The organism is Pantoea sp. X-Soil-TKNS-1280 (genome assembly GCF_059730475.1).
Window position 1 is genome coordinate 1,283,513 of record NZ_AP035962.1, and the last position, 25,092, is coordinate 1,308,604.

The window sequence follows — 25,092 nt, forward strand, 5'->3', positions numbered from 1 at the left end:
TTTTCATAGGGCGCGCCAGGTTCAGGGCGCGTCCAAAACTCATTAGTCTTTACTAGACCTGAATGGATAGAACATCATGAACTTACACGAATACCAGGCTAAACAGCTGTTTGCACGGTATGGTATGCCGGCACCGACTGGCTACGCCTGTACTACACCACGTGAAGCAGAAGAAGCCGCATCAAAAATTGGCGCAGGCCCGTGGGTAGTGAAATGTCAGGTTCATGCCGGTGGCCGCGGTAAAGCGGGCGGTGTGAAAGTGGTGAAGAGCAAAGAAGAGATCCGTGCCTTTGCTGAACACTGGCTGGGTAAACGCCTGGTAACCTATCAAACAGATGCCGAAGGTCAGCCGGTAAACCAGATCCTGGTTGAAGCAGCGACCGACATTGATCAGGAACTCTATCTGGGTGCGGTGGTTGACCGTGCCAGCCGTCGTGTGGTCTTTATGGCCTCTACCGAAGGCGGTGTTGAGATTGAGAAAGTGGCGGAAGAAACCCCGCACCTGATCCACAAAATGGCGCTGGATCCGTTAGCCGGTCCGCAGCCGTATCAGGGCCGTGAGCTGGCATTCAAACTGGGCCTGACCGGCAAGCAAGTCAGCCAGTTCACCAAAATCTTCATGGGCCTGGCGACCATGTTCCTGGAGCGCGACCTGGCGCTGGTTGAGATCAACCCGCTGGTGGTGACGAAGCAGGGCGATCTGGTGTGTCTTGATGGCAAACTGGGTGCCGATGGCAATGCCCTGTTCCGTCAGCCGGAACTGCGTGAAATGCGCGACCCAAGCCAGGAAGACCCGCGTGAAGCACATGCGACGCAGTGGGAACTGAACTATGTCGCGCTGGAAGGCAACATTGGCTGTATGGTCAACGGTGCGGGTCTGGCAATGGGTACCATGGACATCGTGAAACACCACGGTGGTCAGCCTGCTAACTTCCTTGATGTCGGCGGCGGCGCAACCAAAGAGCGCGTAACCGAAGCCTTCAAAATCATCCTGTCTGACGATGCAGTTAAAGCTGTATTCGTTAACATTTTCGGCGGCATCGTGCGTTGCGACCTGATCGCAGACGGCATCATCGGTGCAGTAGCGGAAGTGGGTGTGAACGTACCGGTGGTGGTACGTCTGGAAGGTAACAACGCCGAGCTGGGCGCTAAGAAACTGGCGGACAGCGGTTTGAACATCATTGCAGCAACCAGCCTGACAGACGCGGCACAGCGTGTTGTTGCTGCTGCGGAGGGTAAATAATGTCCATTTTGATCGACAAAAACACCAAAGTCATTTGCCAGGGTTTCACTGGCGGCCAGGGGACTTTCCACTCTGAGCAGGCGCTGGCCTATGGTACGCAGCTGGTTGGCGGTGTGACCCCAGGTAAAGGCGGCACCACCCATCTCGGTCTGCCGGTGTTCAACACCGTGCGTGAAGCTGTAGAAGCTACCGGCGCAACCGCTACGGTGATCTACGTTCCGGCTCCGTTCTGCAAAGACGGTATTCTGGAAGCCATCGACGCGGGTATCAAGCTGATTATTACCATCACTGAAGGTATCCCGACGCTGGATATGCTGACCGTGAAAGTGAAGCTGGATGAAGCTGGCGTGCGGATGATCGGCCCGAACTGTCCGGGTGTGATCACCCCAGGCGAATGTAAGATCGGCATTATGCCGGGCCACATTCACCTGCCGGGCCGCGTCGGTATCGTGTCACGTTCAGGCACCCTGACCTATGAAGCGGTTAAGCAGACCACTGACATCGGCTACGGCCAGTCAACCTGCGTCGGTATCGGTGGTGACCCGATCCCGGGTTCTAACTTCATCGACATCCTGAAAATGTTCCAGGAAGACCCGCAGACCGAAGCGATCGTGATGATCGGTGAGATCGGCGGTAGCGCTGAAGAAGAAGCGGCTGCCTACATCAAAGAGCATGTGACCAAACCGGTTGTGGGTTATATCGCCGGTGTGACTGCGCCGAAAGGTAAGCGTATGGGTCACGCAGGTGCGATCATTGCCGGTGGTAAAGGCACAGCAGATGAGAAATTTGCTGCGCTGGAAGCGGCCGGTGTGAAAACCGTGCGCAGCCTGGCTGATATCGGCGATGCCGTGAAAGAAGTCCTGCCAGCTAAATAAGCCTGGGCTACTGAAAGTGCTAAGCCGCTACCCTTTGAGGGGAGCGGCTTTTTTGTTGCTTCTGTAGACTGCAAGTAGATTTAAAGGCGTGGTTGTTAGTTAGTATTGGTGTGTATAAACGACGGACACCAATACATTCTTATTTTGTTCGATCGTGCCAACTGTCACTGTTACCTCCGGATTTTTACCTCTCCAGCAATCGCCACTCACTACGCAATCGTTGTGTTTACTGTAGCCAAGAGATGCCAGGTATGCGCTAATCTTGCTGGTATCCGTAGTATCGTGAAATGTGACGGTATAGCCCTGTGATTCCGGGCCCGAGACATTGTAAAAGGCGAATTCATAGCGATCAGATATACGTGGCATTTTTTTCAGGATGTCAGGGGTAAAATGTTCATACAGCCTGGTTTCCTGTTCGGTGTAATGTGCACTACCGTCAAATCCTGGTTCTATTATCGGCCAGTAATAAGCAATCACACCTGTAAGAACGGCCACCAGAATGGCGATGATGCTGGTTGCGATTTTAAAAGGCCTTTTCATTCCGTCATATCCGTCTGATTCCCACCCTGCATATAAGTACCGTCAGCGGTTGCTATGCCTACATTGCCAGACTTCCAGTCATTGTAGGGGCGGATGGTTTGCATAAAACCGGGAAGCTGGCCTAAGTGAGGTCGAGCTCTGGGAAATCGCTCCGGGTCAGGGAACAACAGCGGCTGAAAAGTCTCATTTTTCCAGGAACCGATTTTGCCATAATAATCCCAACGTTTGAGTGCCTCCTCTTTGCTGACGGGGCGCAATAATGGGAATGGATTGCGAATCGACATTACGCGGTAAAAACCCAGCAGGTCTGAGCAGAGATCTTCGCCACTGAATCCACTATCGGTTACCAGATTGATGGGGAATGTATTTTGCATAGCTTCAAAACGCCTGGCTAACGTCATCATCATTGCCAGCGCAATACTCTGACGCTCCTGATAAGGGCGGCCTGTGCGGATACGCCATTTAATAAATTTGCCCATCCGAAGGGTTTTCCAGGGATCAACCATCGACTGGGAATACGTAATGTCGTAGCGAGCCACACCCATCGCTTCACCGTAGTTTATTTTATTCATCAGTTTTCGGATGTCCTCTCCCTGGGCATGACCGAGGTCCACCCAACCCAGCACTTCCGTGTAAACCAACCCGTAATTGGTTTGCGCCGCATCTGCACCCTCAATAATCTCACTCCGTTTACTCATCCTTAAATCCTCATCATCCTTTCAGCACACCCTATGCGGTTTTCACTTTACTCAAAACATCGGAAAAGTTGAGGTGTTAATGACTGGATTGTGATGGCCATCGTATCCTGTTGAAAATAAGTTAAAATTTTACTCAATAAGGGTTAGGGCAATCACTAACAATTCCTTACCGCTGGGGCGACTGTCGGCCAGGTTGCCTGGCCAGGGGCAGTTTTTGCTGCCTTTACCCATGCAAAAAGTGGGAAAAGTCCGACGAGGTCAAAATTGGCAGCTATGATTATTTTGTCAGAGGGTAAAGAAGGGCAAATTCGATGGTGTCTGATTGAAAATTAAGAAAGTCTTGCCAGTCGTTTCGTTAAAAAATTATGGCAAAGGTAATTATTTTCTTAATTACGTCATCATCTCATGACATCTAATTAACAATAAGCTCCACAATACATATCTGGAAATTTTATGCGTTAATCCAGATCAACAAATGCTGAGTTATAACAAACTTTACCACTGGCAAAGCGCAACTTAACCGGTATAAATTGCGCTACATCAATTCAATCTTTTTCACGCATTTTCAGGAGTTTGTGCCAGGCGTTGTTATATCAATTCTGTCGCCTCCTCTCTCACTCCTGTCCGAAACGGATTGTTGCGATACGTTTTCAGGGAATTTTCGTCACTGTTACTCGCTCACTTCGGGCAGCAGATTTCTCTGTTCTGTCGGTAACAAAACTGGAATCAATAATCAGTCGTTCCTGACTCTTCTTCTGCACGTCAATGTCTGTTGTTTGCCGTTGTCGCCCGCAGGGAGAGTTCATGCGAGGAGCAAGGAGTCATCATGTTAGATATTGTCGAGCTGTCGCGTTTGCAGTTTGCCCTGACGGCGATGTATCACTTCCTGTTCGTGCCATTAACGCTGGGTATGGCGTTTTTGCTGGCGATCATGGAGACCGTATACGTCCTGACGGGAAAACAGATTTACAAAGATATGACCAAGTTCTGGGGCAAGTTGTTTGGCATCAACTTCGCACTCGGTGTAGCAACCGGTCTGACCATGGAATTTCAGTTCGGGACTAACTGGTCCTATTACTCACACTACGTCGGCGATATCTTCGGTGCGCCGCTGGCCATTGAAGGCCTGATGGCGTTCTTCCTCGAATCCACCTTTGTTGGCCTGTTCTTCTTCGGCTGGGATCGTCTCGGTAAGGTACAACACCTCGCGGTGACCTGGCTGGTGGCGCTCGGTTCGAACATGTCGGCTTTGTGGATCCTGGTGGCGAACGGCTGGATGCAAAACCCGATTGCCTCTGAGTTCAATTTTGAAACCATGCGTATGGAGATGGTGAGCTTCTCCGAGCTGGTACTGAACCCGGTGGCGCAGGTGAAATTCGTTCACACCGTAGCAGCGGGCTATACAGCCGGTGCTATGTTCATTCTCGGCATCAGCGCCTGGTATCTGCTGAAAGGCCGTGACATTGCCTTTGCTAAGCGTTCTTTCGCGATTGCAGCCAGCTTCGGTATGGCAGCGGTGCTGTCAGTGATCGTGCTGGGTGATGAATCTGGCTACGAAATGGGTGATGTGCAGAAAACCAAACTGGCTGCTATTGAAGCCGAATGGGAAACCCAACCGGCTCCGGCGTCGTTTACGCTGTTTGGCCTGCCGGATCAGGACGCGCAGCAAAACAAATACGCGATCCAGATACCTTATCTGCTTGGATTGATTGCTACTCGTTCGGTCGATACCCCGGTAACCGGCCTGAAAGAGTTGCTGGCGCAGCATGAAGTGCGTATCCGCAACGGTATGAAGGCTTATGCGTTACTCAACGAACTGCGTGCCGGTAGTAAAGATCCTGCGGTGCGTTCCGCATTTGAGCAAAGCAAGCAGGATCTCGGATATGGTTTGCTGTTGAAGCGCTATACGCCGGACGTGGCCAACGCAACCGAAGCGCAGATCCAGAAAGCGACAGCAGACTCGATCCCCCGTGTAGCGCCGCTCTATTTTGCCTTCCGTATCATGGTGCTGTGTGGAATCCTGCTGCTGGCGGTGATTGCACTGTCGTTCTGGAGCGTGATTCGCAATCGTATCGGCAAGTGCCGCTGGCTGCTTAAAGCCGCGTTATACGGTATTCCGCTGCCGTGGATTGCCATCGAATCGGGTTGGTTTGTCGCTGAGTATGGCCGTCAGCCGTGGGCAGTGGGTGAGGTGTTGCCAACGGCGGTCGCGAACTCATCACTGACTGTCGGCGACGTTCTGTTCTCAATGATTCTGATTTGCGGTCTGTACACCCTGTTCCTGGTGGCGGAAATGTATTTGATGTTCAAATTTGCCCGCCTTGGTCCAAGCAGCCTGAAAACCGGCCGCTATCATCATGAGCAGATTGCGGCATCAGCCCAACCGGCGCGTGGATAAGGAGAGCTACCATGTTTGACTATGAAGTATTGCGATTTGTCTGGTGGCTATTGATCGGCATTCTGCTGGTTGGGTTTGCCGTCACTGAAGGCTTCGACATGGGTGTGGGGATGCTGGTCCGTATTATGGGCCGCTCCGATACGGAACGCCGTGTCATGATTAACACCATTGCCCCGCACTGGGACGGTAACCAGGTGTGGCTGATCACCGCCGGTGGCGCGCTGTTTGCTGCCTGGCCGATGGTCTACGCCGCCGCGTTTTCTGGCTTCTATGTAGCGATGATTCTGGTGCTGGCCTCTTTGTTCTTCCGTCCGGTGGGTTTTGATTACCGTTCCAAGATTGAAGATGTGCGCTGGCGTGGTATGTGGGACTGGGGCATTTTTATCGGCAGCTTTGTACCGCCGCTGGTGATTGGCGTAGCGTTTGGCAACCTGTTGCAGGGTGTGCCGTTCCACGCAGACGAGTATCTGCGTCTGTTCTACACCGGCAACTTCTTCCAGCTGCTGAATCCGTTTGGACTGCTGGCGGGTGTGATCAGTGTGGCAATGTTCCTGACCCAGGGCGCAACCTATCTGCAAATGCGCACCACCGGTGAACTGCATGTCCGTGCACGTTCTCTCGCGCAGGTTACCGCATTAGTGATGATGGTGTGCTTCATTCTGGCTGGGGTGTGGGTGAAATACGGTATTGACGGTTACGTGGTGAAAAGCGTTATCGATCACCATGCTGCGTCTAACCCGCTGGGTAAAGATGTGGTGCGTGAAGCCGGTGCCTGGCTGGTGAATTTTGAGCAGACCCCGATTCTGTGGATCTTCCCGATATTGGGTGTGGTAATGCCGCTGCTGACCACTCTGTGCTCACGCATGGAGAAAGGGGCCTGGGCATTTATCTTCTCTTCACTGACGCTGGCAGGTGTGATCATGACCGTGGGCATTGCGATGTTCCCGTTCATCATGCCATCAAGCACCGTGCCGGGTACCAGCCTGACCATGTGGGATGCGACATCAAGTGTGCTGACGCTGAAGATTATGACCTTTGCCGCCATCATTTTTGTTCCACTCATTCTGCTGTACACCACCTGGTGTTACTGGAAAATGTTTGGTCGCATCACGAAAGAACACGTTGAGAGCAATACGCACTCCCTGTACTGATTAAGGAGCTAGAACATGTGGTATTTTGCCTGGATTCTTGGCACCCTGCTGGCCTGTTCGTTCGGTGTGATCGCGGCACTGGCGCTGGAGCGTGCTGAAGAGAGCGCAGCGAAAGGCGATAAAGCCTGATGCGCCAACTGTTTCAGACCCTGTATCGTCTGATGGATAAAGGCCCGTTACGGGCCTTTTCACTGTTACTGGCCTTATGGCTGGCGGCTTGTGTGTTCTGGGATCCGTCGCGCTTTGCGGCAAAAACCAGCGCACTTTCGGTCTGGCATGGTGCGGTACTGATTTGGGCGGTGTGTACCGGCGTGATTCACGGCACAGGGTTCCGTCCACGTCGGTTACGCTGGCAGGCGTTCTTCACGCCATTACCGGCGATGATTGTCCTGCTGGCGGGGATTTTCTGGTTTTATCGTTAAGTCCTCGGTCAGGACAAATTAAGTCCATTTATTGCCGCTATTTCAGGCGCTGATGTGAGGTTTTGTCAGCGCCTGGTCAAGAAATCTGCCGAAAATCCTTCCGGTTGTTACCGTCTGATAATTATTTTCTCGGGGCGCCAGCGGGCCATTCCCAAGCCGATCTCACTTGCGTATAGTAGCAACGTTTAAAATGATACCGGGATGTAGAGTGAGTACAACGCTGTTTCGCTGGCCGGTTCGGGTCTATTACGAAGATACCGACGCCGGTGGTGTGGTTTATCACGCCAGCTATATCGCTTTCTATGAACGAGCACGTACCGAAATGTTGCGCCAGCACCATTTCAATCAACAGACCCTGCTGGAACAGCAGATCTGCTTTGTGGTGCGACGTATGACGGTGGACTATCTTGCGGCAGCACGTCTTGATGACCTTCTGGAAATCCAGAGTGAGGTAAGTTCAATGACGCGAGCCACCATGACGTTCTCTCAGCGTATCGTGAATGCAGAAGGCAAAGTGCTCAATGAGGCAGAAGTCCTGATTGCCTGCATCAACCCACATCTAATGAAGCCGATTGCGCTTCCCAAGTCTATTGTCGCGGAGTTCAAGCAGTGACTGACATGAATATTCTTGATTTGTTCCTGAAGGCGAGCCTTCTGGTCAAACTTATCATGTTGATTTTGATCGGCTTTTCTATTGCCTCATGGGCAATCATCATCCAGCGTACCCGCATTCTGAATGCTGCCGGGCGTGAAGCCGAAGCGTTTGAAGATAAATTCTGGTCAGGTATCGAACTGTCTCGTCTTTATCAGGAGAGCCAGGGGCGTCGTGACGAGCTGAACGGTTCTGAGCAGATTTTCTATTCCGGGTTTAAAGAATTTGCGCGTCTGCACCGTGCCAACAGCCATGCGCCAGAAGCGGTGGTCGAGGGTGCCAGCCGTGCGATGCGTATTTCGATGAACCGTGAACTGGAAGCACTGGAAAACCATATTCCTTTCCTTGGCACCGTCGGTTCCATCAGCCCGTATATCGGTCTGTTTGGTACGGTGTGGGGGATCATGCACGCCTTTATCGCCCTGGGTGCCGTGAAGCAGGCCACGTTGCAAATGGTCGCGCCGGGTATCGCCGAAGCGCTGATCGCGACGGCAATCGGTCTGTTTGCCGCGATTCCAGCGGTGATGGCGTACAACCGTCTGAACCAGCGCGTCAATAAGCTGGAGCAGGGTTACGACAACTTTATGGAAGAGTTCACGGCTATCCTGCATCGTCAGGCTTTCTCCACCGACAACACGAAGTAAGTCGAGGTAAACGATGGCCAGAACCCGTGGTCGCGCTCGCCGCGATCTTAAGTCTGAAATCAACATCGTTCCGCTGCTGGACGTGCTGCTGGTGCTGTTGCTGATCTTTATGGCAACCGCGCCGATCATTACCCAAAGCGTGGAAGTGGATCTGCCGGATGCAACCGACTCGAAGACGGTCTCCAGCGATGATAATCCGCCGGTGATTGTTGAAGTTGCGGGGGTAGGGCAGTACAGCCTGGTGGTGGATCACGATCGTATGAATCAGCTCCCGCCTGAGCAGGTGGTGAGCGAAGCACAGCGCCGACTGGAAGCCAATCCGAAGACGGTCTTCCTGATCGGTGGCGCAAAAGACGTGCCTTACGACGAAATCATCAAGGCGCTTAACCTGCTGCATCAGGCTGGCGTGAAATCTGTCGGTTTGATGACGCAGCCGATTTAAAGCGAACCGTTTTTGGGAACCGAGAGTGTCGAAGGCAACCGAGCAAAACGAGAAGTTAAAGCGCGCGATAATCATTTCGGTGATTCTGCACATCGTGCTGATCGCCTTGCTGGTCTGGAGCTCGTTTAACGAAAAAGTTGAATCCAGCGGTGGTGGTGGCGGTAGCGATATCGACGCAGTGATGGTGGACCCGGGTGCCGTGGTCGATCAATACAACCGTCAGCAGAATCAGCAGAGCGATAGCCAGCGTGCCGAGCAGCAGCGCCAGAAGCAGTCGCAGCAGCAGGCAGAAGAGTTGCAGCAGAAGCAGGCCGCCGAACAACAGCGTCTGAAAGAGCTGGAAAAAGAACGTCTGCAGGCACAACAGGATGCCAAAGAACAGGCGAAGCAGCAGGCTGAACAGCAAAAAGCGGCTGAAGCGGCGGCGAAGCAGGCGCAGGAAGAACAGAAAGCCGCAGAAGCCGCGGCAGCTAAAGCCAAAGCCGATGCCAAAGCGGAGGCGGATGCCCAGGCGAAAGCCGCAGCGGATGCGAAGCAGAAAGCGGAAGAGCAGGCGAAACAGGCTGCGGCTGAAGCGAAGAAACAGGCAGAGCAGGAAGCGAAAGCTGCCGCCGCCGAGGCCGCGAAAGAAAAAGCGGTTCAGGAGGCGAAAGCAGCCGCTCAGGCGAAGGCCAAAGCAGATGCGGAAGCCAAAGCACAGGCAGCGGCAGATGCGAAGGCGAAAGCCGCGCAGGAAGCTAAAGCTGCCGCCGCCGAGGCAGCGAAAGAGAAAGCGGCTGCAGAAGCAAAAGCCGAGGCAGCGGCCAAAGCTAAAGCGGATGCCGCAGCGAAAGCCAAAGCGGATGCTGCTGCGAAAGCCAAAGCAGCTGCGGATGCGAAGAAGAAAGCCGCAGCCGAAGCTGCGAAAAATGAAAACGCCGTTGACGATCTGCTGGGTGGCCTCTCATCCGGTAAGAATGCACCGAAAAGTGGTAACGCTTCTGCTTCCGGTGGTGGGGCAGCGGCGGGACAAGGTAATCAGAAGAAAGCCGGAGCCTCGGGAGCTGAAATTAACTCCTATATGGGCCAGGTGGTTGCGGCGATTCAGAGCCGTTTCTATGATGCCGATTCATACAAAGGTAAAGAGTGTAACCTGCGCATCAAGCTGGCTCCGGATGGTCTGCTGATTGATGTGAAAGCGGAGGGCGGCGATCCGGCATTGTGCCAGGCGGCGGTCTCGGCAGCCAAGCAGGCACGTATACCGAAGCCACCTTCACAGGCGGTGTATGAAGTGTTCAAAAACGCACCAATGGATTTCAAACCACAGTAATGCAGTAACAAACGGCAGGTTGAACTAAGGTTAGCTTGCCGTAATCTATGAGTACCCGTTTTTTTTCAGGAACAGTGCGAATTATCGTGAACTGAGGTTCAGATAAGGGAGAAAAGATGAAGCAGGCACTTCGTGTAACCTTAGGTTTTTTTGTACTGCTATGGGCAGCGATGCTGCACGCGGAAGTACGCATTGAAATTACGCAGGGCGTGAATACTGCGCGTCCTATTGGTGTGGTTCCTTTCCAGTGGGCCGGTCCGGGTGCTGCACCAGAAGATATTGGTGGCATCGTCGCAGCAGACTTGCGCAACAGCGGTAAATTCAATCCGCTGGATCGCTCACGTCTGCCGCAGCAGCCGACCAGTGCACAGCAGGTCCAGCCTGCCGCCTGGAGCGCACTGGGTATTGATGCCGTGGTAGTGGGTCAGGTCACCCCGAACCCGGACGGCAGCTACCAGATCGCCTATCAGCTGGTTGATACCGGTGGTGCGCCTGGTACGGTGCTGGCACAGAACTCTTACAAAGTGACGAAGCAGTGGTTGCGCTATGCCGCACACACCGCCAGTGACGAAGTGTTTGAGAAGCTGACCGGCATCAAAGGTGCATTCCGTACGCGTATCGCCTATGTGGTGCAGACCAACGGCGGTCAGTTCCCGTATGAGCTGCGCGTATCGGATTACGATGGCTACAACCAGTTTGTGGTTCACCGTTCACCAGAGCCGCTGATGTCGCCGACCTGGTCACCAGATGGCAGTAAACTGGCGTATGTCACCTTTGAAAGTGGCAAATCTGCGCTGGTTATCCAGACGCTGGCCAACGGTGCTATTCGTCAGGTTGCCTCTTTCCCGCGTCACAACGGAGCACCGGCGTTCTCACCGGATGGTTCTAAACTGGCTTTCGCCCTGTCGAAAACCGGTAGCCTGAACCTGTATGTGATGGATCTGGCATCAGGTCAGATTCGTCAGATCACGGATGGCCGCTACAACAGCACTGAGCCGACCTGGTTCCCGGATAGCCAGACTCTGGCCTATACCTCAGACCAGGCGGGTGCACCTCAGATTTACAAAATTGGCATTAACGGCGGTGCGGCACAACGTATTACCTGGGAAGGTTCACAGAACCAGGATGCGGATGTAGCAGCCGACGGTAAAACAATGGTGATGATTAGCAGCGCCGGTGGCGCTCAGCACGTCGCCAAACAGGATCTGGAAACGGGAGCCGTTCAAACGTTAACGGACACGTTCCTGGATGAGACGCCAAGTCTGGCTCCTAACGGCACGATGGTAATCTATAGCTCTACTCAGGGGATGGGTTCCGTGTTGCAGTTGGTTTCAACCGATGGGCGTTTCAAAGCGCGTCTTCCGGCAACTGATGGACAGGTAAAATCACCTGCCTGGTCGCCGTATCTGTGATGCATCTATCCCCCGCTGAGGTGGGGGGTAAATATGTATGGCAAACAATATAATAGGATAAAGAAATGCAACTGAACAAAGTGCTGAAGGGTTTGATGCTGGCTCTGCCGGTTATCGCAGTGGCTGCATGTAGCTCTCACAAAAACAACAACAATGACCAGACTGGTATGGGTGCTGACGGCGCTAACGGTTCTGGCATGAACAGCGGCAACATGTCTTCTGACGAGCAAGCGCGTCTGCAAATGCAGCAGCTGCAGCAGAACAACATCGTTTACTTCGGTCTGGACAAGTATGACGTGCAGTCTGAGTACGCTCAGATGCTGGATCAGCACGCTGCTTTCCTGCGTAGCAACCCGTCATACAAAGTGACCATCGAAGGTCACGCGGATGAGCGCGGTACGCCGGAATACAACATCGCCCTGGGCGAGCGTCGTGCTACCGCAGTTAAAATGTACCTGCAGGGTAAAGGCGTGTCAGCTGATCAGATGTCTATCGTTTCTTACGGTAAAGAGAAGCCGGCAGTTCTGGGTCACGACGAAGCGGCTTACGCCAAAAACCGTCGTGCCGTTCTGGTTTACTAAGATAAGCACATGATGAGTAACTTCAGACTTCATCTCTTGAGTCTGTCGTTACTGGTTGGTGTAGCGGCCCCCTGGGCCGCTACTGCCCAGGCGTCAATCAGTAGCGTTGGCTCAGGCTCGGTCGAAGACCGTGTCACCACTCTTGAACGTATCTCCAATGCCCAGGCTCAGCTAATGCAGCAGTTGCAGCAGCAGATGAGTGATAACCAAAGCGATATCGATTCGCTGCGCGGGCAAATTCAGCAGAACACCTATCAGCTTAATCAGGTGATTGAGCGCCAGAAGCAGATCTACCAGCAGATCGACAGTTTGAGCAGCGGTAATAACGGTGCCCAGGCCAGTGGTGGCGGTGGTGATGCGACGGCAGCCGCAGCCGGTGCTGGTGCAGGTGCAGCAGCCGCTGATGCGGGCAGCAGTGCAGCCGCAGCCGCAGCACCGACGCAAAGCGGCGATGCCAACAGCGACTACAATGCGGCCGTGGCGCTGATTCTGGAGAAGAAGCAGTATGATCAGGCCATTACTGCGCTGCAGGCATGGGTGAAGCGTTATCCTGATTCTACCTATCAGCCGAATGCGAATTACTGGCTGGGTCAGTTGTTTTACAACAAGGGCAAAAAGGACGATGCGGCCTATTATTTTGCCACTGTGGTAAAAAACTACCCGAAATCGCCTAAAGCCGCTGAAGCGTTGTTTAAGGTTGGGGTGATCATGCAGGAGAAGAACGATACGGCGAAAGCCAAAGCGGTCTACCAACAAGTGATCAAACAATTCCCAAACAGCGAATCGGCCAAACTGGCTCAGAAGCGTCTCGCCGGGTTGTAATTTGTGCAGCACAGACCGGATTTCGTGTGATTTCTGGTCTTGCCGCATGAAAGGTAAGCAATTGAGTCAGTTGGTGGAAAATAAGGGTTGCGCTACCCCGCTAAATCAGTAATATATGCCGCCGTTGCCGGGACATATCTTAACAAGTGTCGGCAGCGCTGAAGATGGGTCGTTAGCTCAGTTGGTAGAGCAGTTGACTTTTAATCAATTGGTCGCAGGTTCGAATCCTGCACGACCCACCATCTCAACCCCAGCCGGTTCAGTGTTTTCTTCAGTTTGCTTCACAACCACGATGGGTCGTTAGCTCAGTTGGTAGAGCAGTTGACTTTTAATCAATTGGTCGCAGGTTCGAATCCTGCACGACCCACCATCTGGTAGTTCTGGTTGTAAGCCCTCATCGAGCGGGTCGTTAGCTCAGTTGGTAGAGCAGTTGACTTTTAATCAATTGGTCGCAGGTTCGAATCCTGCACGACCCACCAATGTAGAAAGGCGCCCTAAAGGCGCCTTTTTGCTATGCGCGCAAAGTGCAGGATGAGAACCTGCAGCAGGTTCGACTGAATCGCCGGGAGCGATTCAGGCTGATGCGGCAGCATCACCCGCAGGGCGAGGCCCCGGATGGGCCGAGGCATATCCTGCACGACCCACCAATGTAGAAAGGCGCCCTAAAGGCGCCTTTTTGCTTTTCTGTGTCTGTAGCGGCGCGATTTATCGCGCTGTTTTCAGCCAACGTGCCGCATCATAAAACCTGCGCGATAAATCGCGCCGCTACAAACCAATGCTTAAACCACGCCTTAACTGGCAGACATTACGCGATTAATTGCGCCGCTACGCCAGATATGCAGCACCGCATAGCTGCGCCACGGTCGCCACACCTGAGATAACCGTTCTGCTTCCTTCGCACTGACGCCGCCGAGATTATTACGAATGGCGATATCTTCTTTGGGAAATGCATCCGGCCAGCGCAGGGCACGCATCGCAATATAGCTGGCGGTCCACGGCCCGACGCCTTTCAAGGTCAGTAGCTGTTGTACCACCACATCGGGATGTACCGCGCCATTAAAGCGTAACGCGCCTGAGGCACAAGCCTGCGCCAGTGCCATGATCGCCTGGGCACGTGCGCTGACGATGCCAAGACTGGCAATATCATCCTGCGTCGCCGTTGCCAGCGATTCAGCACTGGGGGACAAACGGGATAACTCAGGCCATGGCGTCTCCAGCGGCTCGCCAAAACGCTGCGCCACCCGGCTGCTTAACGTGGTGGCGGCTTTGACGGTGACCTGCTGGCCGAGAATCGCCCGCACGCCCAGTTCAAAACCGTCAAATGCCCCCGGTACGCGCAGACCAGGAGAATTTGCCAGGCTCGGGGCCAGCAGAGGGTCCTGAGACAGCTGATCGGCGATACGCTGGGGTTGGGCATCCAAATCAAATAAATCGCGCAGACGGCGCAGCAGGGCGGGTAGCACCGGGGTCAGGCTGGTAGTGAATTGCACCTTCAGCGCCTGTTTCTCAGGATAATGGCTGACACGCACCCAGCCGCGACAGCCACCCAGCGCCACGGTGCGGTGATAAACGCCATCCGCCACCCATTCCACTTCCTTCATCACACGCTGTTGCAGAAAATCGAGTATCGCGTCCCAGTCATAGGGGGGACGATAGCTGAGGCGCAGCTCCGCGCTTTCCTGCAACTGTGTGCCAGAGGCGGGGCCGCTTTCTTTACGTAGCCGGGACGGGGTCATGCGATAACGCGCCTGGAATACATCATTAAAGCGGCGCAGGCTGCGGAAACCGCTGGCGAAGGCAATTTCCGTGACCGGCAGCGTGGTTTCGGTTAACAGCTGCTTTGCCAGCAACATGCGGCGTGTCTGGCGCAGTTCGAGCGGAGAGACGCCCAGCTCCTGTTGCACCACACGCCGCAGCTGGCGCTCGCTCAAACCAAACTCGGTGGCAATGTCGGCCAGCGTCTCCTGTTCCTCAAGCAGGCCCTCCTCAATACGCCGAATCAGCCGATCGGCGATGCGATGATGGCTATCGACCGGTGCGAAGCCGGGGGCCAGTTCAGGACGACAACGCAGGCAGGGGCGGAAATGCGCTTTTTCTGCGGCTTCGGCGCTGGAAAAAAACAGGCAATTCTTCTGCATCGGCGCTTTGACCGGGCAAATTGGCCGGCAATAAATACCGGTCGATGTCACGCCGACAAAAAACAAGCCGTCGAAGCGGCTATCGCGTGAAGTCAGCGCCTGGTAGGCAATGTCGGGATCAAACATCTTTGTCTCCAGCAAATAAACCGCATCCTCGCGCAACCCTGATGAGAAAACTGGCTGCTTTCGGACAGCTAACCAGTTTATCTGCATGACCGAAAACAGCCAGTTTATTACGCCAGAAGTGCGATAATGCTCCCCTGATATCAAGCCGGAGGCGCACCATGTATCATGCAAAAATTATCCCGACGCCGGTCGGAGAACTCACGTTAATTGCCAGCAATAAGGGACTGTCAGCGATTCTGTGGGAAAACGAAGGTTCACAACGCATCCCGCTGAAGCCTATCAGCCGGGACGATCAACATCCGATCCTGTGTGAAACCGAACGCCAGCTGCGGGAATATTTCGCCGGGGAACGCCAGCATTTTGATCTGCCGTATGACACCGTCGGGACTGAGTTCCAGAAAAAGGTGTGGCAGGCGTTAATCACCATCCCGTTTGGTGAAACCCGCAGCTATCGCCAGATTGCCGAGCAAATTGGTAATCCGAAAGCGGTACGCGCGGTGGGGGCCGCAAACGGCAAAAATCCGCTGTCGATTGTGGCACCCTGTCATCGTGTCATCGGCAGCAACGGCAAACTGACCGGCTTCGCGGGCGGGCTGGCGGTCAAAGCCTTCCTGCTGGATCTGGAAACCACGCCAAAAAGCTAAGCGGGTCACAGCCCGTATTTTCTGCATAAAAAAAGCACGACACTCCCGGTCAGATCCGCTATCTTGTTTAGCATATAAAACAAGATGGCGGATATGATGCCATCTTAATGGTCAGAAAAGGCCGTTTTGTTAAATTAAGAAAACCGAGAGCCGTGTCATGAGCCTGATGTTCGATCCAGAAAGTGCGATCTATCCCTTCCCGCCGAAACCGGCGCGTCTCAGCCAGGATGAAAAAGCCTTTTATATCGCCGAAATCAAGCGGTTGCTGCAAGAACGCGATGCGGTTATGGTGGCGCATTACTACACCGATCCGGAAATTCAGGCGCTGGCGGAAGCCACCGGTGGCTGCGTGGCAGATTCGCTGGAGATGGCGCGCTTTGGCAGTACTCACCCGGCTTCGACGTTGCTGGTAGCTGGCGTGCGTTTTATGGGTGAAACCGCGAAAATCCTCAGCCCGGAAAAAACCGTGCTGATGCCCACGCTACAGGCGGAATGTTCGCTCGATTTGGGCTGCCCGATTGAAGAGTTCAACCGTTTTTGCGATGCGCATCCGGATCGCACCGTGGTGGTGTATGCCAATACTTCAGCAGCGGTGAAAGCGCGTGCTGACTGGGTGGTGACCTCAAGTATCGCCGTTGAACTGATTGAACATCTCGACAGCCTTGGTGAGAAGATTATCTGGGCACCGGATCGCCATCTCGGCCGTTACGTGACGCAGAAAACCGGGGCCGATGTGTTGTGCTGGCAGGGAGCCTGTATCGTCCATGACGAATTTAAAACCCAGGCGCTGCAACGCATGAAGGCGCTCTACCCGGAAGCGGCGGTACTGGTGCACCCTGAGTCGCCGCAGGCGATTGTTGATCTGGCTGATGCGGTGGGTTCCACCAGCCAGCTGATTCAGGCCGCGAAAAGCCTGCCGCATCCGCAGATGATTGTCGCTACCGACCGTGGCATCTTCTACAAAATGCAGCAGGCGGTACCGGAAAAAGAATTGCTCGAAGCCCCCACCGCCGGAGAAGGGGCCACCTGTCGTAGCTGCGCCCATTGTCCGTGGATGGCGATGAACGGTTTGCAGGCGATTGCCGAGGGCTTAGCGCACGGTGGCAGCGAGCACGAGATCCATGTGGATGATGGATTGCGTGAAGCGGCATTGCTGCCGCTCAACCGCATGCTATCCTTTGCAGCGGAACTCAAACTCAAGGTGAAAGGGAACGCCTGATGCGCTGCACCTTTCAGACAGGTGCCCGTTATGGATTTCTTTAGCACACAAAACATTCTGGTTCATATTCCTCTTGGTGTCGGCGGCTACGATCTCTCCTGGATCGAAGCGGTCGGCACCGTGGCGGGCCTGCTGTGTATCTGGCTGGCCAGCCTGGAAAAAATCATCAATTACTTCTTCGGCTTGATTAACGTTACCCTGTTCGCGGTGATTTTCTTCCAGATCCAGCTGTATGCCAGCCTGCTGTTGCAGCTGTTTTTCTTTGTCGCCAATGTCTATGGCTGGTATGCGTGGAGTCGGCAAAATGCTGCCCAGGAAGCTGAGTTGAAAATTCGCTGGCTGCCGCTGCCAAAAGCGCTGGTCTGGGGAGCCGCCTGTGTGCTGGGTATCGGCCTGATGACGCTGTATATTGACCCGGTATTTGCCTTCCTCACCCATATTGCAGTGAGTATGATGCAGGGCATCGGCCTGCATGTGGTGATGCCGCAATTGCAGCCGGATGCGTTCCCGTTCTGGGATTCCTGCATGATGGTGCTGTCGATCGTGGCGATGATCCTGATGACGCGCAAATACGTGGAGAACTGGCTGCTGTGGGTGGTGATTAACGTGATAAGCGTGATGATTTTTGCCCGCCAGGGAGTGTATGCCATGTCACTGGAATACGTCATCCTGACGTTGATTGCCCTGAACGGTTCACGGTTGTGGATACAAAGCGCACGCGAACATGGCTCGCGCGCGCTTTCTTCTTAATGACGATGTACGTGGCCTTCCAGCGCCTCATGATGATGATTGTGCTGGTCGTTGCCATCATCAAAGCACAGTTCACAATCCGGCCCGTTACAGGGCTGGTATTCCATCTGTACCGTGGCGTGAGCGATTTGATAATGCGTATGCAGGTAACGATGAATGCGCAGCAATAGCGCATCATGATCGTAAGGCGGGATCACCTGCACATGCAGCGTCAGCACCGGTTTCTCGCCCACCTGCCACAGATGCACATGATGAACATTGCGCACTTCCGCGATATTCAACGTCAGATCGCGCTTCAGCTTATCCACATTGATATTACCCGGTGCGCCTTCCAGCAACTCATGCAGGCTTTCACGCAGCAGTGACCAGGCGCTGCGCACCACCAGCAGCGACACCAGTAACGACAGAATCGGATCGATCGGCGTCCAGCCGGTCCACATGATGATCAGCGCAGCGACAATCGCCCCCACCGAACCCAGCAGATCGCCCAGCACATGCAGGGCGGCGGCACGTACGTTGAGATTCTTTTCTTCGCTGCCATGATGCAGCAGCCAGAAGGAGAGCAGATTCGCCAGCAGCCCGGCAACGCCAATCGCCAGCATCAGACCACCCGCCACCGGCTGTGGCTGGTAAAAGCGCCGCAGCGCTTCCCAGACGATCAGCACGGTAATCACCAGCAGGGCGATAGCGTTAACAAAGGCGGCGAGGGTCGTCAGCCGCAGCAAACCAAAAGTATGACGGGCATTGGGTTTACGCGCAGAGAATTGCACAGCCAGCAATGCCATCAGCAGCGCGGCGGTATCAGTGAGCATATGGCCCGCATCAGCGAGCAGTGCCAGCGAGCCGGAGATCCAGCCTCCGATGGCTTCCACCAGCATAAAAAGGGCGGTAATACCAAACGCCGCCGCCAGTCGCGTACGGTTGCCGTCAGGCCCGCTGTGAGAATGGGTGTGTGCCATAACTTTCCAGTTGTTTCAGTAACCTGTTGGTTAATGATATCAGTAAATCGAACGATTCAGGTTTCAGCCGTTGCTGTTTTGCCGCATCCGTCAGTTGCTGGCAATGGGTGGCGATATCATCGATACCCAGCAACAGCCAGCTGCCTTTCATGCGATGAGCAGCCCGCGCCAGCTCTGGCCAGTTCTGCCCCTCGTGCGCCGCCAACAGGGCATCACGATCCTGCATCAGGGTGCGCTGTAACGTCTGGCAGATGCGCGGAATAAAGCTTTCGTTATGCTGAGCCAGGATGCGCAGGCTATCTGGCAGATGGCGTAACGGGTCGTGCGTCGTACGCGCCAGCAGGGGGGCGATAGCCGCCAGAGTGATGGGTTTAATCAGCAAAGCTTCATCGGGTTGTAGCGGCTGCTTTGCCAGTTGCGCATCAGCGGAACAAAGAATACGTAATGCGGCGCTGCCACGCTGACGCTGGCGGCGGCGCAGGATGCCCAGCAGAGTGAAGCCATCGGGACGTGGCATCATCTGGTCGATAAACAGCACGTCAAATGGCTGCCTGGCATCAGCGCGCAGCAGCGCACGTCCGTCATCAAACACCTCCGCATGGATGGCAAATGTCGCCAGCTGCTGCTGCATGACCAGTAAATTGGTGGGATGGTCGTCAACGATGGCCACACGCAGTTGTGGATAATGCGGCCAGCTGCTGACGGTGGCTGCTGGCTCGCCATCGGCTAATTGCAGAGGCAACGTCACCTGAACAGTCGTGCCCACGCCGGGTGCGGAAGTCAGCGTTAGCGTGCCGCCCATCCGCTGCACGATCTCGCGGCAAATAAATAAACCGAGACCGCTGCCCTGCACCGCATGAGTTTTCCCCGAAGGAGCCTGATACCAGGGTTCGAACAGCTGCGCTTGTTCTGCCAATGGAATACCACTGCCACAGTCGGCAACCATCAGCACGATGTCATTACTCACCGCCAGCGTCAGGCGTATATCGCCGGCACGGGTAAACTTCAGCGCATTCGCTACCAGATTATTCACCACCTGTTGCAGACGATCGCCATCCAGCAGCACCGCCGCAGGCAGGGTGGTCAGCGCTTCCACCACCAGCTGTGGGCCAGCATCACGCATCAGGGGATGATAAAACTGCTGCTGTTGCTGCAACCAGTGCGCCAGATCGATGGGGCGGGGCGACAGGCGGAAGCTGTGGCTTTCGATGCGGGCGTGATCCTGCAAATCATTCAGCAGCGCCATCAGCGAACGTGCGCTGCTGTGCATCAGCTCCAGCCGCGGGCTGGGATGCTGCTCCTGTTCGAGTTCAAGCAGGCCGAGGATCGCTTGCATCGGCGTGCGCAGCTCATGGCTGGCGGTGGCCAGAAACTGGCTTTTCGCCGCATTGGCGCGTTCGGCCTGTTCACGTTGCAGCCGTTCGCGCCGCTGTTGCAGATAACGACGCACCAGTAGTATCAGCAGCACCAGAATGGCGATGCCTGCGGCGATCAGCACCAGCAGCGGCACATTGCGCATCGTCATGGTGGTGCCGGGCTGTGGTGGCATCGACCAGTTATCGCGCATCTGGCTCAGGGTTTCCGGGGGGATTTGTTGCAGCGCCCGGTCGAGTAACGCGCGCAGCACCGGTTGCTGTGCACTGATCTCCGGGGCCAGCGGCCAGGCAATATCACTGGCGGCAAACGCCAGATGGATACGATCGCCATAGTGACTGGCGATGCGCCAGCGGGCCGACAGCACATTATCCACCAGTGCATCGATCTGACCGCTGTTCAGGGCCTGCCACAGCTGGCCGCGATCGTCAAAAATCTGCGGCGTGACCCCGGCGGGCAGCATGCGTTGCGCCAGGTCGGCACGCAGTATCCCCACTCGCTGTCCCTGTAGTCCCTGCCAGTTCATCGGCTGATGCGATGTCAGGGTATAAATACCCCAGATGGCACGCCACACCGGCAGCGTGGTGGCTCCGTCCAGCGGTGGCAGCACGCTCAGCATCACCTGTTGCTGTTGCAGCAGGGTTGCGGCTTGTTGCGGATTAGCGACCCAACGCGGGGTAAAACGCAGCCCGGTGCTCTGGCTGAGGGCATTGAGTAAATCGATGGCAAAACCACGCGCATTGCCGCTGGCGTCGCGATAACTCCAGGGCGCGTTATCGGCTTCGGCGGCGTAGGGAATTTCCCGATGCTGCGCCAGCCACTGCTGCTCGGCGGGGGATAGCATCAGGGTTTGCGTGTCCTGATAGCGCAGCAGAGGAGGGCTCCAGCGCTGTCTCACCCGGTTACTGAATTCGGCAGGCAGCAGGCGCAGCTGTTGATTCAGCCACTGGATCAACGCCGGATCGCGCGCCATCGCCCGCAAAGTAATGTCTCCGGCACCAGGATCAGCGGTGATTTGGTAAATCTGCCCCTGTTGCAGCTGGCTGAGCAGAAACCCGGCGCTGGCCTCGTCGGCCACCAGGTAATCACTTTGCTGATTGAACAGCGCATACAGCGCCTGGAGATCCCCCGGCAGGCTATGCCAGCGGTGGGCGCGGACAAAATTGTCCGGCAACTGGTCCAGCGTGGATTGCGCCACGGTAAGCTGCGCATTGTGACTGTTGAACATCACGGCACGCTGATTGTCCCGGTTGCGATAAATACGTACCGGACTGCTATACCAGCTGTCGCTCAGCCTGATAGCCGGCGACAGCGCTGCATGTTCAGTGCTCAGCACCAGATCCACCTCGCCACGCGCCAATGCGGCCAGTTGCTGGCTAAGGTCGGGATAGCTTTCCAGCACGAAGTGGTTACCGGTGAGCTGGCTGAGGGCGCTGAGATAATCTGCGTCGATACCCCAGATTTGGTCACCGATGCGCATCGCCCAGGGGGCGCTGTTTTGTGCCGGTACTGCCACGCGCAGCGGCGAGGTGGGCCAGGGGCTGCTGTGTGGCGCGGGCATCATTGCGGGCAGCATCACGCTACTGGCCGGTTGTAAATCCGCCTGTGCCAGCGTGCTGCACAGTAATGTCAGCAACAGGAGCCAACGCCTCACTGCTGCGCTTTCCACAGCTCGGCCAGTTCAATCACCGATTGCACCCCGGTTTTCTCCAGAATGTTCTTTTTATGGGTGCTCACGGTTTTGTTGCTGATATGCAGCTGCTCGGCAATCTGCAAATTGGACAGGCCACGCGCCAGCAGGGCCACAATTTGCTGCTCTTTCTCCGTCAGCGGCAAATCAATGCGCTCGGGCAGGGCGGGAAACGCCTGTTGTCCACCCAGCACCGCGAGGATGGCACTCAGTAATTGCGCCATGCTCTGGCTTTTCACCACATAACCGGCGGCACCGAGCGAAGCGGCGCGTAATAAGGTATGACGACTCTGCTCTGCCGAGTAGATCAACACCGGGCGCTGCGGATGGTGAATCCGCAGACGACGCAGCAGCTCCAGACCATCGCTATCCGGCAGGCCAATGTCGAGAATGACGAGATCAATCACCTGTTGTTGCAGCAACTGACGCGCTCCGGCTTCATTGCTGGCCGCGAACAGCTGTAAAGGAATCGGGGATTTAGCGCAGGCCGCTTCCAGCGCGACCTCAACTAACGGGTGATCATCAATAAGCAGCAGCGCAGCCATAACCATATCCTGTCTTTTCATTGCTTCAGCATAACGGAAAAGGGGGAAGGTGTTCATTATCTCATCCTTTCCCTGCCGTATGAGTGTTAACATCGTGCGGTGTCCCTTTATTAATAACGACGAAACGCCATGAATCTTCGGGAAAATATTGTCAGCCAGTTCAGCCTGCTCTCGCCGGAGTTACAGCGTGCCGCCGAGTTTTCACTGCAACATGCCAATAAACTGGTGGTGCTATCGATGCGTGCCTTTGCCGCAGAAGGTGGCGTGAAGCCTGCCACGCTGCTGCGCCTGGCCCAGCGCCTGGGTTTTAACGGCTGGGGTGAATTGAAAAACGCCATGATTGACGATCTTGGCTTACGCAATGATACATATGTATCCAAAGCAGAAAAACTGATCGCTAAAGGGACGCAGCCTGCGCTGTACGAAGAGGTGTTTCTGGCGCATCAGGCTAATCTGGCTTTCACTCAGACAGAAAATCAGCAGGCGATGCAACAGGCTGTCACCCTGCTGGATGAGGCTGAAAACGTCTATATCTGTGGTTTTCGCGCCAGCTTCCCCATCGCCTGGTCGCTGTTTTATGTTTACCGGCTCTTCAATCGCCAGGTGTCGTTGATTGACGGGCTGGCGAGCAATATCGAAGTCTTTACCCGTGAGCTGACAGCGAAAGATTGTGTGTTGCTGACCAGCTTCGCCCCTTATTCGCGCGAGTCACTGGATGTGTTAAACGCCGCGACCGAGGCCGGTTCACGCATCATCGCCATCACTGATTCTCCCGTATCACCCCTGGCGCAGGCGGCGAATTGCACGTTGCTGTTCTCCATTGATAGCCCCTCATTCTTCCCTTCGGTCGTCTCCGGTATGGGGTTGGCGGAGTGCCTGCTGGCGATGCTGGTGGCGCGACATGGGCGTGAAGCGGTCAGCAAAATCGAGAACGCGGAACGTTATCTGATCGATTCTGGTGCCTACGTGATCCCCGGTAAATCCTGAGCATTGATCCATTTGTTTCCATCATAAGAAAATACAATGCATTTGAATCATATTTGCATTGACGTGATTCAAATGGATCATGCAAGATGTTTTCAATCTATCGCGCAAGCGTTTTCAGGAGCAGGAAAAGAGCATGAGTCAGATCATTCACCGCAGCCTTCGTACCACGCCAGCCGTGGCGGTGAGCGCAGAGGGGGCTTACATCACGGATGTCAGTGGTAAGCGTTATCTTGATGCCTGTGGCGGAGCTGCTGTTTCCTGCCTCGGGCATAGCCATCCTGAAGTACTGGCAGCGATGCATCGTCAGATTGATCAACTGGCCTATGCCCATACCAGCTTTTTCACCAGTGAAACCGTCGAGCAGCTTGCAGAACAGCTGACCCGCACTGCGCCAGGCGATCTGAACTATGCCTACTTTGTCTCCGGTGGTTCTGAAGCGGTCGAAACGGCACTGAAACTGGCACGCCAGTATTTTGTTGAGATCGGTCAGCCGGAGCGCACCACCTTTATTGCCCGTAAGCAGAGCTATCATGGCAATACGCTTGGCGCGCTGGCGGTTGGCGGCAACGAATGGCGTCGTCGTCAGTTTGCCCCGTTGCTGATGGATGTGGTGCGAGTCTCAGCATGCAACGAGTACCGCGATCGCCGCGACGATGAAAGCCAGCAGCAATATACCCAGCGTCTGCTGAATGAACTGGAAGAGGCGATTCTGACTACCGGGCCGGAGAAAATCATCGGCTTTTGCGCGGAAACCGTAGTGGGTGCCACTACCGGAGCTACCCCGCCGACGCCGGGCTACTTCCAGGGCGTACGCCGTCTGTGTGACAAATACGGCATCCTGTATATCGCCGATGAAGTGATGTGCGGCATGGGACGCACCGGTACCCTACATGCCTTTGAACAGGATGGCGTGGTACCGGATATCGTCACCATCGCCAAAGGCTTAGGGGGCGGTTATCAGCCGATTGGTGCGGTGCTGGCGAGTGAAAAGATTGTCGCGGCGTTACAGGCGGGAAGCGGCCTGTTCCAGCACGGCCATACTTATATCTGTCATGCCACGGCCGCGGCCGCCGCACTGGCAGTGCAGCAAATCATTGAGCGCGATAACCTGCTGGAGCAGGTGCAGCAGCAGGGGGCGTATCTGCACCAGGCACTGCGCGAGGTGCTGGGAGAGCTGCCGCACGTCGGCGATACCCGTGGGCGCGGTTTGTTCGCGGGCGTGGAGCTGGTGCAGGACAAGGGCAGCAAAACCCCGTTCGATCCGGCACTGAAGTTACATGCCGCGATTAAAGCACAATGTATGGAGCGTGGTCTGATGGTTTATCCCATGGGCGGCACCCTCGATGGGCAATATGGCGACCATATCCTGATCGCACCACCGTTTATCGTCTCCCGTCCGCAGCTGGATTTTGTGGTGGAGACGTTACAGCAGGTGATTAGCACAGAAACGCGCAAGCTGGCGGGGCGTTAA

The 25,092-nt window shown here is 55.1% G+C and carries 24 protein-coding genes, 3 tRNA genes and 1 other RNA gene; 22 read left to right on the forward strand and 6 right to left on the reverse strand.

Going from position 1 to position 25,092, the window contains the following annotated elements; all coding sequences use genetic code 11:
* Positions 1–76: 76 nt before the first annotated feature.
* Together sucC and sucD are read left to right on the forward strand one after the other, a co-directional pair.
* The gene (sucC, locus tag AC6I8X_RS05995; protein ID WP_013508302.1) at positions 77–1,243 is read left to right on the forward strand and encodes an ADP-forming succinate--CoA ligase subunit beta; all 1,167 of its coding nucleotides are present in this window, start codon (positions 77–79) and stop codon (positions 1,241–1,243) included.
* Complete coding sequence (gene sucD, locus AC6I8X_RS06000; RefSeq protein ID WP_084873521.1) at positions 1,243–2,118, forward strand: succinate--CoA ligase subunit alpha; 876 nt, start codon at positions 1,243–1,245, stop codon at positions 2,116–2,118. Before sucC ends, sucD begins: the two co-directional genes overlap by 1 nt.
* Before the next feature lie 99 nt (positions 2,119–2,217).
* Here the strand turns inward: sucD and AC6I8X_RS06005 are convergent, their stop codons facing one another.
* Complete coding sequence (locus tag AC6I8X_RS06005) at positions 2,218–2,658, reverse strand: hypothetical protein (RefSeq protein ID WP_497840723.1); 441 nt, start codon at positions 2,656–2,658, stop codon at positions 2,218–2,220.
* Entirely contained in the window at positions 2,655–3,356 is a 702-nt protein-coding gene (locus AC6I8X_RS06010; protein ID WP_497840724.1) for a hypothetical protein, read from the reverse strand. The genes AC6I8X_RS06005 and AC6I8X_RS06010 overlap by 4 nt, the downstream gene beginning before the upstream one ends.
* A gap of 826 nt (positions 3,357–4,182) precedes the next feature.
* Between AC6I8X_RS06010 and cydA the strand changes: the two genes are divergently transcribed.
* The 15 genes from cydA (at position 4,183) to AC6I8X_RS06085 (ending at position 13,836) form a co-directional block, all read left to right on the forward strand.
* On the forward strand, positions 4,183–5,754 hold the full coding sequence (gene cydA / locus AC6I8X_RS06015) for a cytochrome ubiquinol oxidase subunit I (RefSeq protein WP_497840725.1): 1,572 nt from the start codon (positions 4,183–4,185) through the stop codon (positions 5,752–5,754).
* Positions 5,755–5,765: 11 nt separating this feature from the next.
* Positions 5,766–6,905: a cytochrome d ubiquinol oxidase subunit II gene (cydB, locus tag AC6I8X_RS06020; RefSeq protein ID WP_299454723.1), complete on the forward strand. Its 1,140-nt coding sequence runs from the start codon at positions 5,766–5,768 to the stop codon at positions 6,903–6,905.
* 15 nt (positions 6,906–6,920) lie between these two features.
* On the forward strand, positions 6,921–7,034 hold the full coding sequence (cydX, locus tag AC6I8X_RS06025) for a cytochrome bd-I oxidase subunit CydX (RefSeq protein ID WP_084873526.1): 114 nt from the start codon (positions 6,921–6,923) through the stop codon (positions 7,032–7,034).
* Positions 7,034–7,327, forward strand: coding sequence for a cyd operon protein YbgE (ybgE, locus tag AC6I8X_RS06030; protein ID WP_313689855.1), 294 nt, complete (start codon positions 7,034–7,036; stop codon positions 7,325–7,327). The genes cydX and ybgE overlap by 1 nt, the downstream gene beginning before the upstream one ends.
* A gap of 190 nt (positions 7,328–7,517) precedes the next feature.
* Positions 7,518–7,940: a tol-pal system-associated acyl-CoA thioesterase gene (gene ybgC / locus AC6I8X_RS06035; RefSeq protein WP_244989061.1), complete on the forward strand. Its 423-nt coding sequence runs from the start codon at positions 7,518–7,520 to the stop codon at positions 7,938–7,940.
* Positions 7,937–8,623, forward strand: coding sequence for a Tol-Pal system protein TolQ (gene tolQ / locus AC6I8X_RS06040; RefSeq protein ID WP_013508309.1), 687 nt, complete (start codon positions 7,937–7,939; stop codon positions 8,621–8,623). Before ybgC ends, tolQ begins: the two co-directional genes overlap by 4 nt.
* A gap of 13 nt (positions 8,624–8,636) precedes the next feature.
* Positions 8,637–9,065, forward strand: a complete 429-nt coding sequence (gene tolR / locus AC6I8X_RS06045; protein WP_208714349.1) for a colicin uptake protein TolR — start codon at positions 8,637–8,639, stop codon at positions 9,063–9,065.
* 25 nt (positions 9,066–9,090) lie between these two features.
* Positions 9,091–10,374: a cell envelope integrity protein TolA gene (tolA, locus tag AC6I8X_RS06050; protein WP_497840726.1), complete on the forward strand. Its 1,284-nt coding sequence runs from the start codon at positions 9,091–9,093 to the stop codon at positions 10,372–10,374.
* 116 nt (positions 10,375–10,490) lie between these two features.
* Entirely contained in the window at positions 10,491–11,786 is a 1,296-nt protein-coding gene (gene tolB / locus AC6I8X_RS06055; RefSeq protein ID WP_299454703.1) for a Tol-Pal system beta propeller repeat protein TolB, read from the forward strand.
* A gap of 65 nt (positions 11,787–11,851) precedes the next feature.
* The gene (pal, locus tag AC6I8X_RS06060; RefSeq protein WP_084873532.1) at positions 11,852–12,367 is read left to right on the forward strand and encodes a peptidoglycan-associated lipoprotein Pal; all 516 of its coding nucleotides are present in this window, start codon (positions 11,852–11,854) and stop codon (positions 12,365–12,367) included.
* Between the two features lie 9 nt (positions 12,368–12,376).
* Positions 12,377–13,189 carry a cell division protein CpoB gene (gene cpoB / locus AC6I8X_RS06065; RefSeq protein WP_416412943.1) on the forward strand — a complete coding sequence of 271 codons (813 nt, stop codon included), beginning with the start codon at positions 12,377–12,379 and terminating at the stop codon, positions 13,187–13,189.
* Between the two features lie 166 nt (positions 13,190–13,355).
* Positions 13,356–13,431, forward strand: a tRNA-Lys gene (locus AC6I8X_RS06070).
* Between the two features lie 52 nt (positions 13,432–13,483).
* Positions 13,484–13,559: transfer RNA gene (locus AC6I8X_RS06075), tRNA-Lys, on the forward strand.
* A gap of 33 nt (positions 13,560–13,592) precedes the next feature.
* Positions 13,593–13,668 (forward strand) — tRNA-Lys (locus AC6I8X_RS06080).
* Between the two features lie 31 nt (positions 13,669–13,699).
* Positions 13,700–13,836: non-coding RNA, RtT sRNA (locus AC6I8X_RS06085), on the forward strand.
* 144 nt (positions 13,837–13,980) lie between these two features.
* Here AC6I8X_RS06085 and AC6I8X_RS06090 read toward each other — a convergent pair.
* A complete protein-coding gene (locus tag AC6I8X_RS06090) occupies positions 13,981–15,453 on the reverse strand; it encodes an AlkA N-terminal domain-containing protein (protein ID WP_313689025.1) in 1,473 nt (490 codons plus the stop codon).
* Positions 15,454–15,611: 158 nt separating this feature from the next.
* On the opposite strand from AC6I8X_RS06090, the gene AC6I8X_RS06095 reads away from it, so the two are divergent.
* The 3 genes from AC6I8X_RS06095 to pnuC all read left to right on the forward strand — a co-directional run bounded on the left by AC6I8X_RS06095 (position 15,612) and on the right by pnuC (position 18,066).
* Positions 15,612–16,097 (forward strand): methylated-DNA--[protein]-cysteine S-methyltransferase, encoded by a 486-nt coding sequence (locus tag AC6I8X_RS06095; RefSeq protein ID WP_497840727.1) that lies wholly within the window; start codon positions 15,612–15,614, stop codon positions 16,095–16,097.
* Positions 16,098–16,254: 157 nt separating this feature from the next.
* Positions 16,255–17,316, forward strand: coding sequence for a quinolinate synthase NadA (nadA, locus tag AC6I8X_RS06100; RefSeq protein WP_084873536.1), 1,062 nt, complete (start codon positions 16,255–16,257; stop codon positions 17,314–17,316).
* Positions 17,317–17,346: 30 nt separating this feature from the next.
* Positions 17,347–18,066 carry a nicotinamide riboside transporter PnuC gene (pnuC, locus tag AC6I8X_RS06105; protein ID WP_497840728.1) on the forward strand — a complete coding sequence of 240 codons (720 nt, stop codon included), beginning with the start codon at positions 17,347–17,349 and terminating at the stop codon, positions 18,064–18,066.
* On the opposite strand, the gene zitB is transcribed toward pnuC, so the two are convergent.
* Genes zitB through AC6I8X_RS06120 form a run of 3 tightly spaced genes read right to left on the reverse strand, consistent with a single transcriptional unit; the run spans position 18,063 to position 22,634 of the window.
* Positions 18,063–19,025: a CDF family zinc transporter ZitB gene (gene zitB, locus AC6I8X_RS06110; RefSeq protein ID WP_084873538.1), complete on the reverse strand. Its 963-nt coding sequence runs from the start codon at positions 19,023–19,025 to the stop codon at positions 18,063–18,065. The genes pnuC and zitB overlap by 4 nt on opposite strands.
* Positions 18,994–22,053 (reverse strand): ATP-binding protein, encoded by a 3,060-nt coding sequence (locus tag AC6I8X_RS06115; RefSeq protein ID WP_497840729.1) that lies wholly within the window; start codon positions 22,051–22,053, stop codon positions 18,994–18,996. The genes zitB and AC6I8X_RS06115 overlap by 32 nt, the downstream gene beginning before the upstream one ends.
* Positions 22,050–22,634: a response regulator gene (locus tag AC6I8X_RS06120; protein ID WP_497840730.1), complete on the reverse strand. Its 585-nt coding sequence runs from the start codon at positions 22,632–22,634 to the stop codon at positions 22,050–22,052. The genes AC6I8X_RS06115 and AC6I8X_RS06120 overlap by 4 nt, the downstream gene beginning before the upstream one ends.
* Positions 22,635–22,763: 129 nt before the next feature.
* Here AC6I8X_RS06120 and AC6I8X_RS06125 point away from each other — a divergent pair, with 129 nt between their 5' ends.
* The gene (locus tag AC6I8X_RS06125; protein WP_313690239.1) at positions 22,764–23,621 is read left to right on the forward strand and encodes a MurR/RpiR family transcriptional regulator; all 858 of its coding nucleotides are present in this window, start codon (positions 22,764–22,766) and stop codon (positions 23,619–23,621) included.
* A gap of 133 nt (positions 23,622–23,754) precedes the next feature.
* Positions 23,755–25,092, forward strand: coding sequence for an aspartate aminotransferase family protein (locus tag AC6I8X_RS06130; RefSeq protein ID WP_497840731.1), 1,338 nt, complete (start codon positions 23,755–23,757; stop codon positions 25,090–25,092).

What these genes read in the sequence shown, in the direction of transcription:
- ybgC (WP_244989061.1), top strand. Translation starts at nt 7,518, where the DNA reads ATGATACCGGGATGTAGAGTGAGTACAACGCTGTTTCGCTGGCCGGTT.
- nadA (WP_084873536.1), top strand. Translation starts at nt 16,255, where the DNA reads ATGAGCCTGATGTTCGATCCAGAAAGTGCGATCTATCCCTTCCCGCCG.
- cydB (WP_299454723.1), top strand. Translation starts at nt 5,766, where the DNA reads ATGTTTGACTATGAAGTATTGCGATTTGTCTGGTGGCTATTGATCGGC.
- AC6I8X_RS06120 (WP_497840730.1), bottom strand. Translation starts at nt 22,634, where the DNA reads ATGGCTGCGCTGCTGCTTATTGATGATCACCCGTTAGTTGAGGTCGCG.
- ybgE (WP_313689855.1), top strand. Translation starts at nt 7,034, where the DNA reads ATGCGCCAACTGTTTCAGACCCTGTATCGTCTGATGGATAAAGGCCCG.
- AC6I8X_RS06095 (WP_497840727.1), top strand. Translation starts at nt 15,612, where the DNA reads ATGTATCATGCAAAAATTATCCCGACGCCGGTCGGAGAACTCACGTTA.
- AC6I8X_RS06005 (WP_497840723.1), bottom strand. Translation starts at nt 2,658, where the DNA reads ATGAAAAGGCCTTTTAAAATCGCAACCAGCATCATCGCCATTCTGGTG.
- cpoB (WP_416412943.1), top strand. Translation starts at nt 12,377, where the DNA reads ATGATGAGTAACTTCAGACTTCATCTCTTGAGTCTGTCGTTACTGGTT.
- AC6I8X_RS06090 (WP_313689025.1), bottom strand. Translation starts at nt 15,453, where the DNA reads ATGTTTGATCCCGACATTGCCTACCAGGCGCTGACTTCACGCGATAGC.
- pal (WP_084873532.1), top strand. Translation starts at nt 11,852, where the DNA reads ATGCAACTGAACAAAGTGCTGAAGGGTTTGATGCTGGCTCTGCCGGTT.
- sucC (WP_013508302.1), top strand. Translation starts at nt 77, where the DNA reads ATGAACTTACACGAATACCAGGCTAAACAGCTGTTTGCACGGTATGGT.
- zitB (WP_084873538.1), bottom strand. Translation starts at nt 19,025, where the DNA reads ATGGCACACACCCATTCTCACAGCGGGCCTGACGGCAACCGTACGCGA.
- pnuC (WP_497840728.1), top strand. Translation starts at nt 17,347, where the DNA reads ATGGATTTCTTTAGCACACAAAACATTCTGGTTCATATTCCTCTTGGT.
- sucD (WP_084873521.1), top strand. Translation starts at nt 1,243, where the DNA reads ATGTCCATTTTGATCGACAAAAACACCAAAGTCATTTGCCAGGGTTTC.
- AC6I8X_RS06130 (WP_497840731.1), top strand. Translation starts at nt 23,755, where the DNA reads ATGAGTCAGATCATTCACCGCAGCCTTCGTACCACGCCAGCCGTGGCG.
- AC6I8X_RS06010 (WP_497840724.1), bottom strand. Translation starts at nt 3,356, where the DNA reads ATGAGTAAACGGAGTGAGATTATTGAGGGTGCAGATGCGGCGCAAACC.
- AC6I8X_RS06125 (WP_313690239.1), top strand. Translation starts at nt 22,764, where the DNA reads ATGAATCTTCGGGAAAATATTGTCAGCCAGTTCAGCCTGCTCTCGCCG.
- tolB (WP_299454703.1), top strand. Translation starts at nt 10,491, where the DNA reads ATGAAGCAGGCACTTCGTGTAACCTTAGGTTTTTTTGTACTGCTATGG.
- cydA (WP_497840725.1), top strand. Translation starts at nt 4,183, where the DNA reads ATGTTAGATATTGTCGAGCTGTCGCGTTTGCAGTTTGCCCTGACGGCG.
- cydX (WP_084873526.1), top strand. Translation starts at nt 6,921, where the DNA reads ATGTGGTATTTTGCCTGGATTCTTGGCACCCTGCTGGCCTGTTCGTTC.
- tolR (WP_208714349.1), top strand. Translation starts at nt 8,637, where the DNA reads ATGGCCAGAACCCGTGGTCGCGCTCGCCGCGATCTTAAGTCTGAAATC.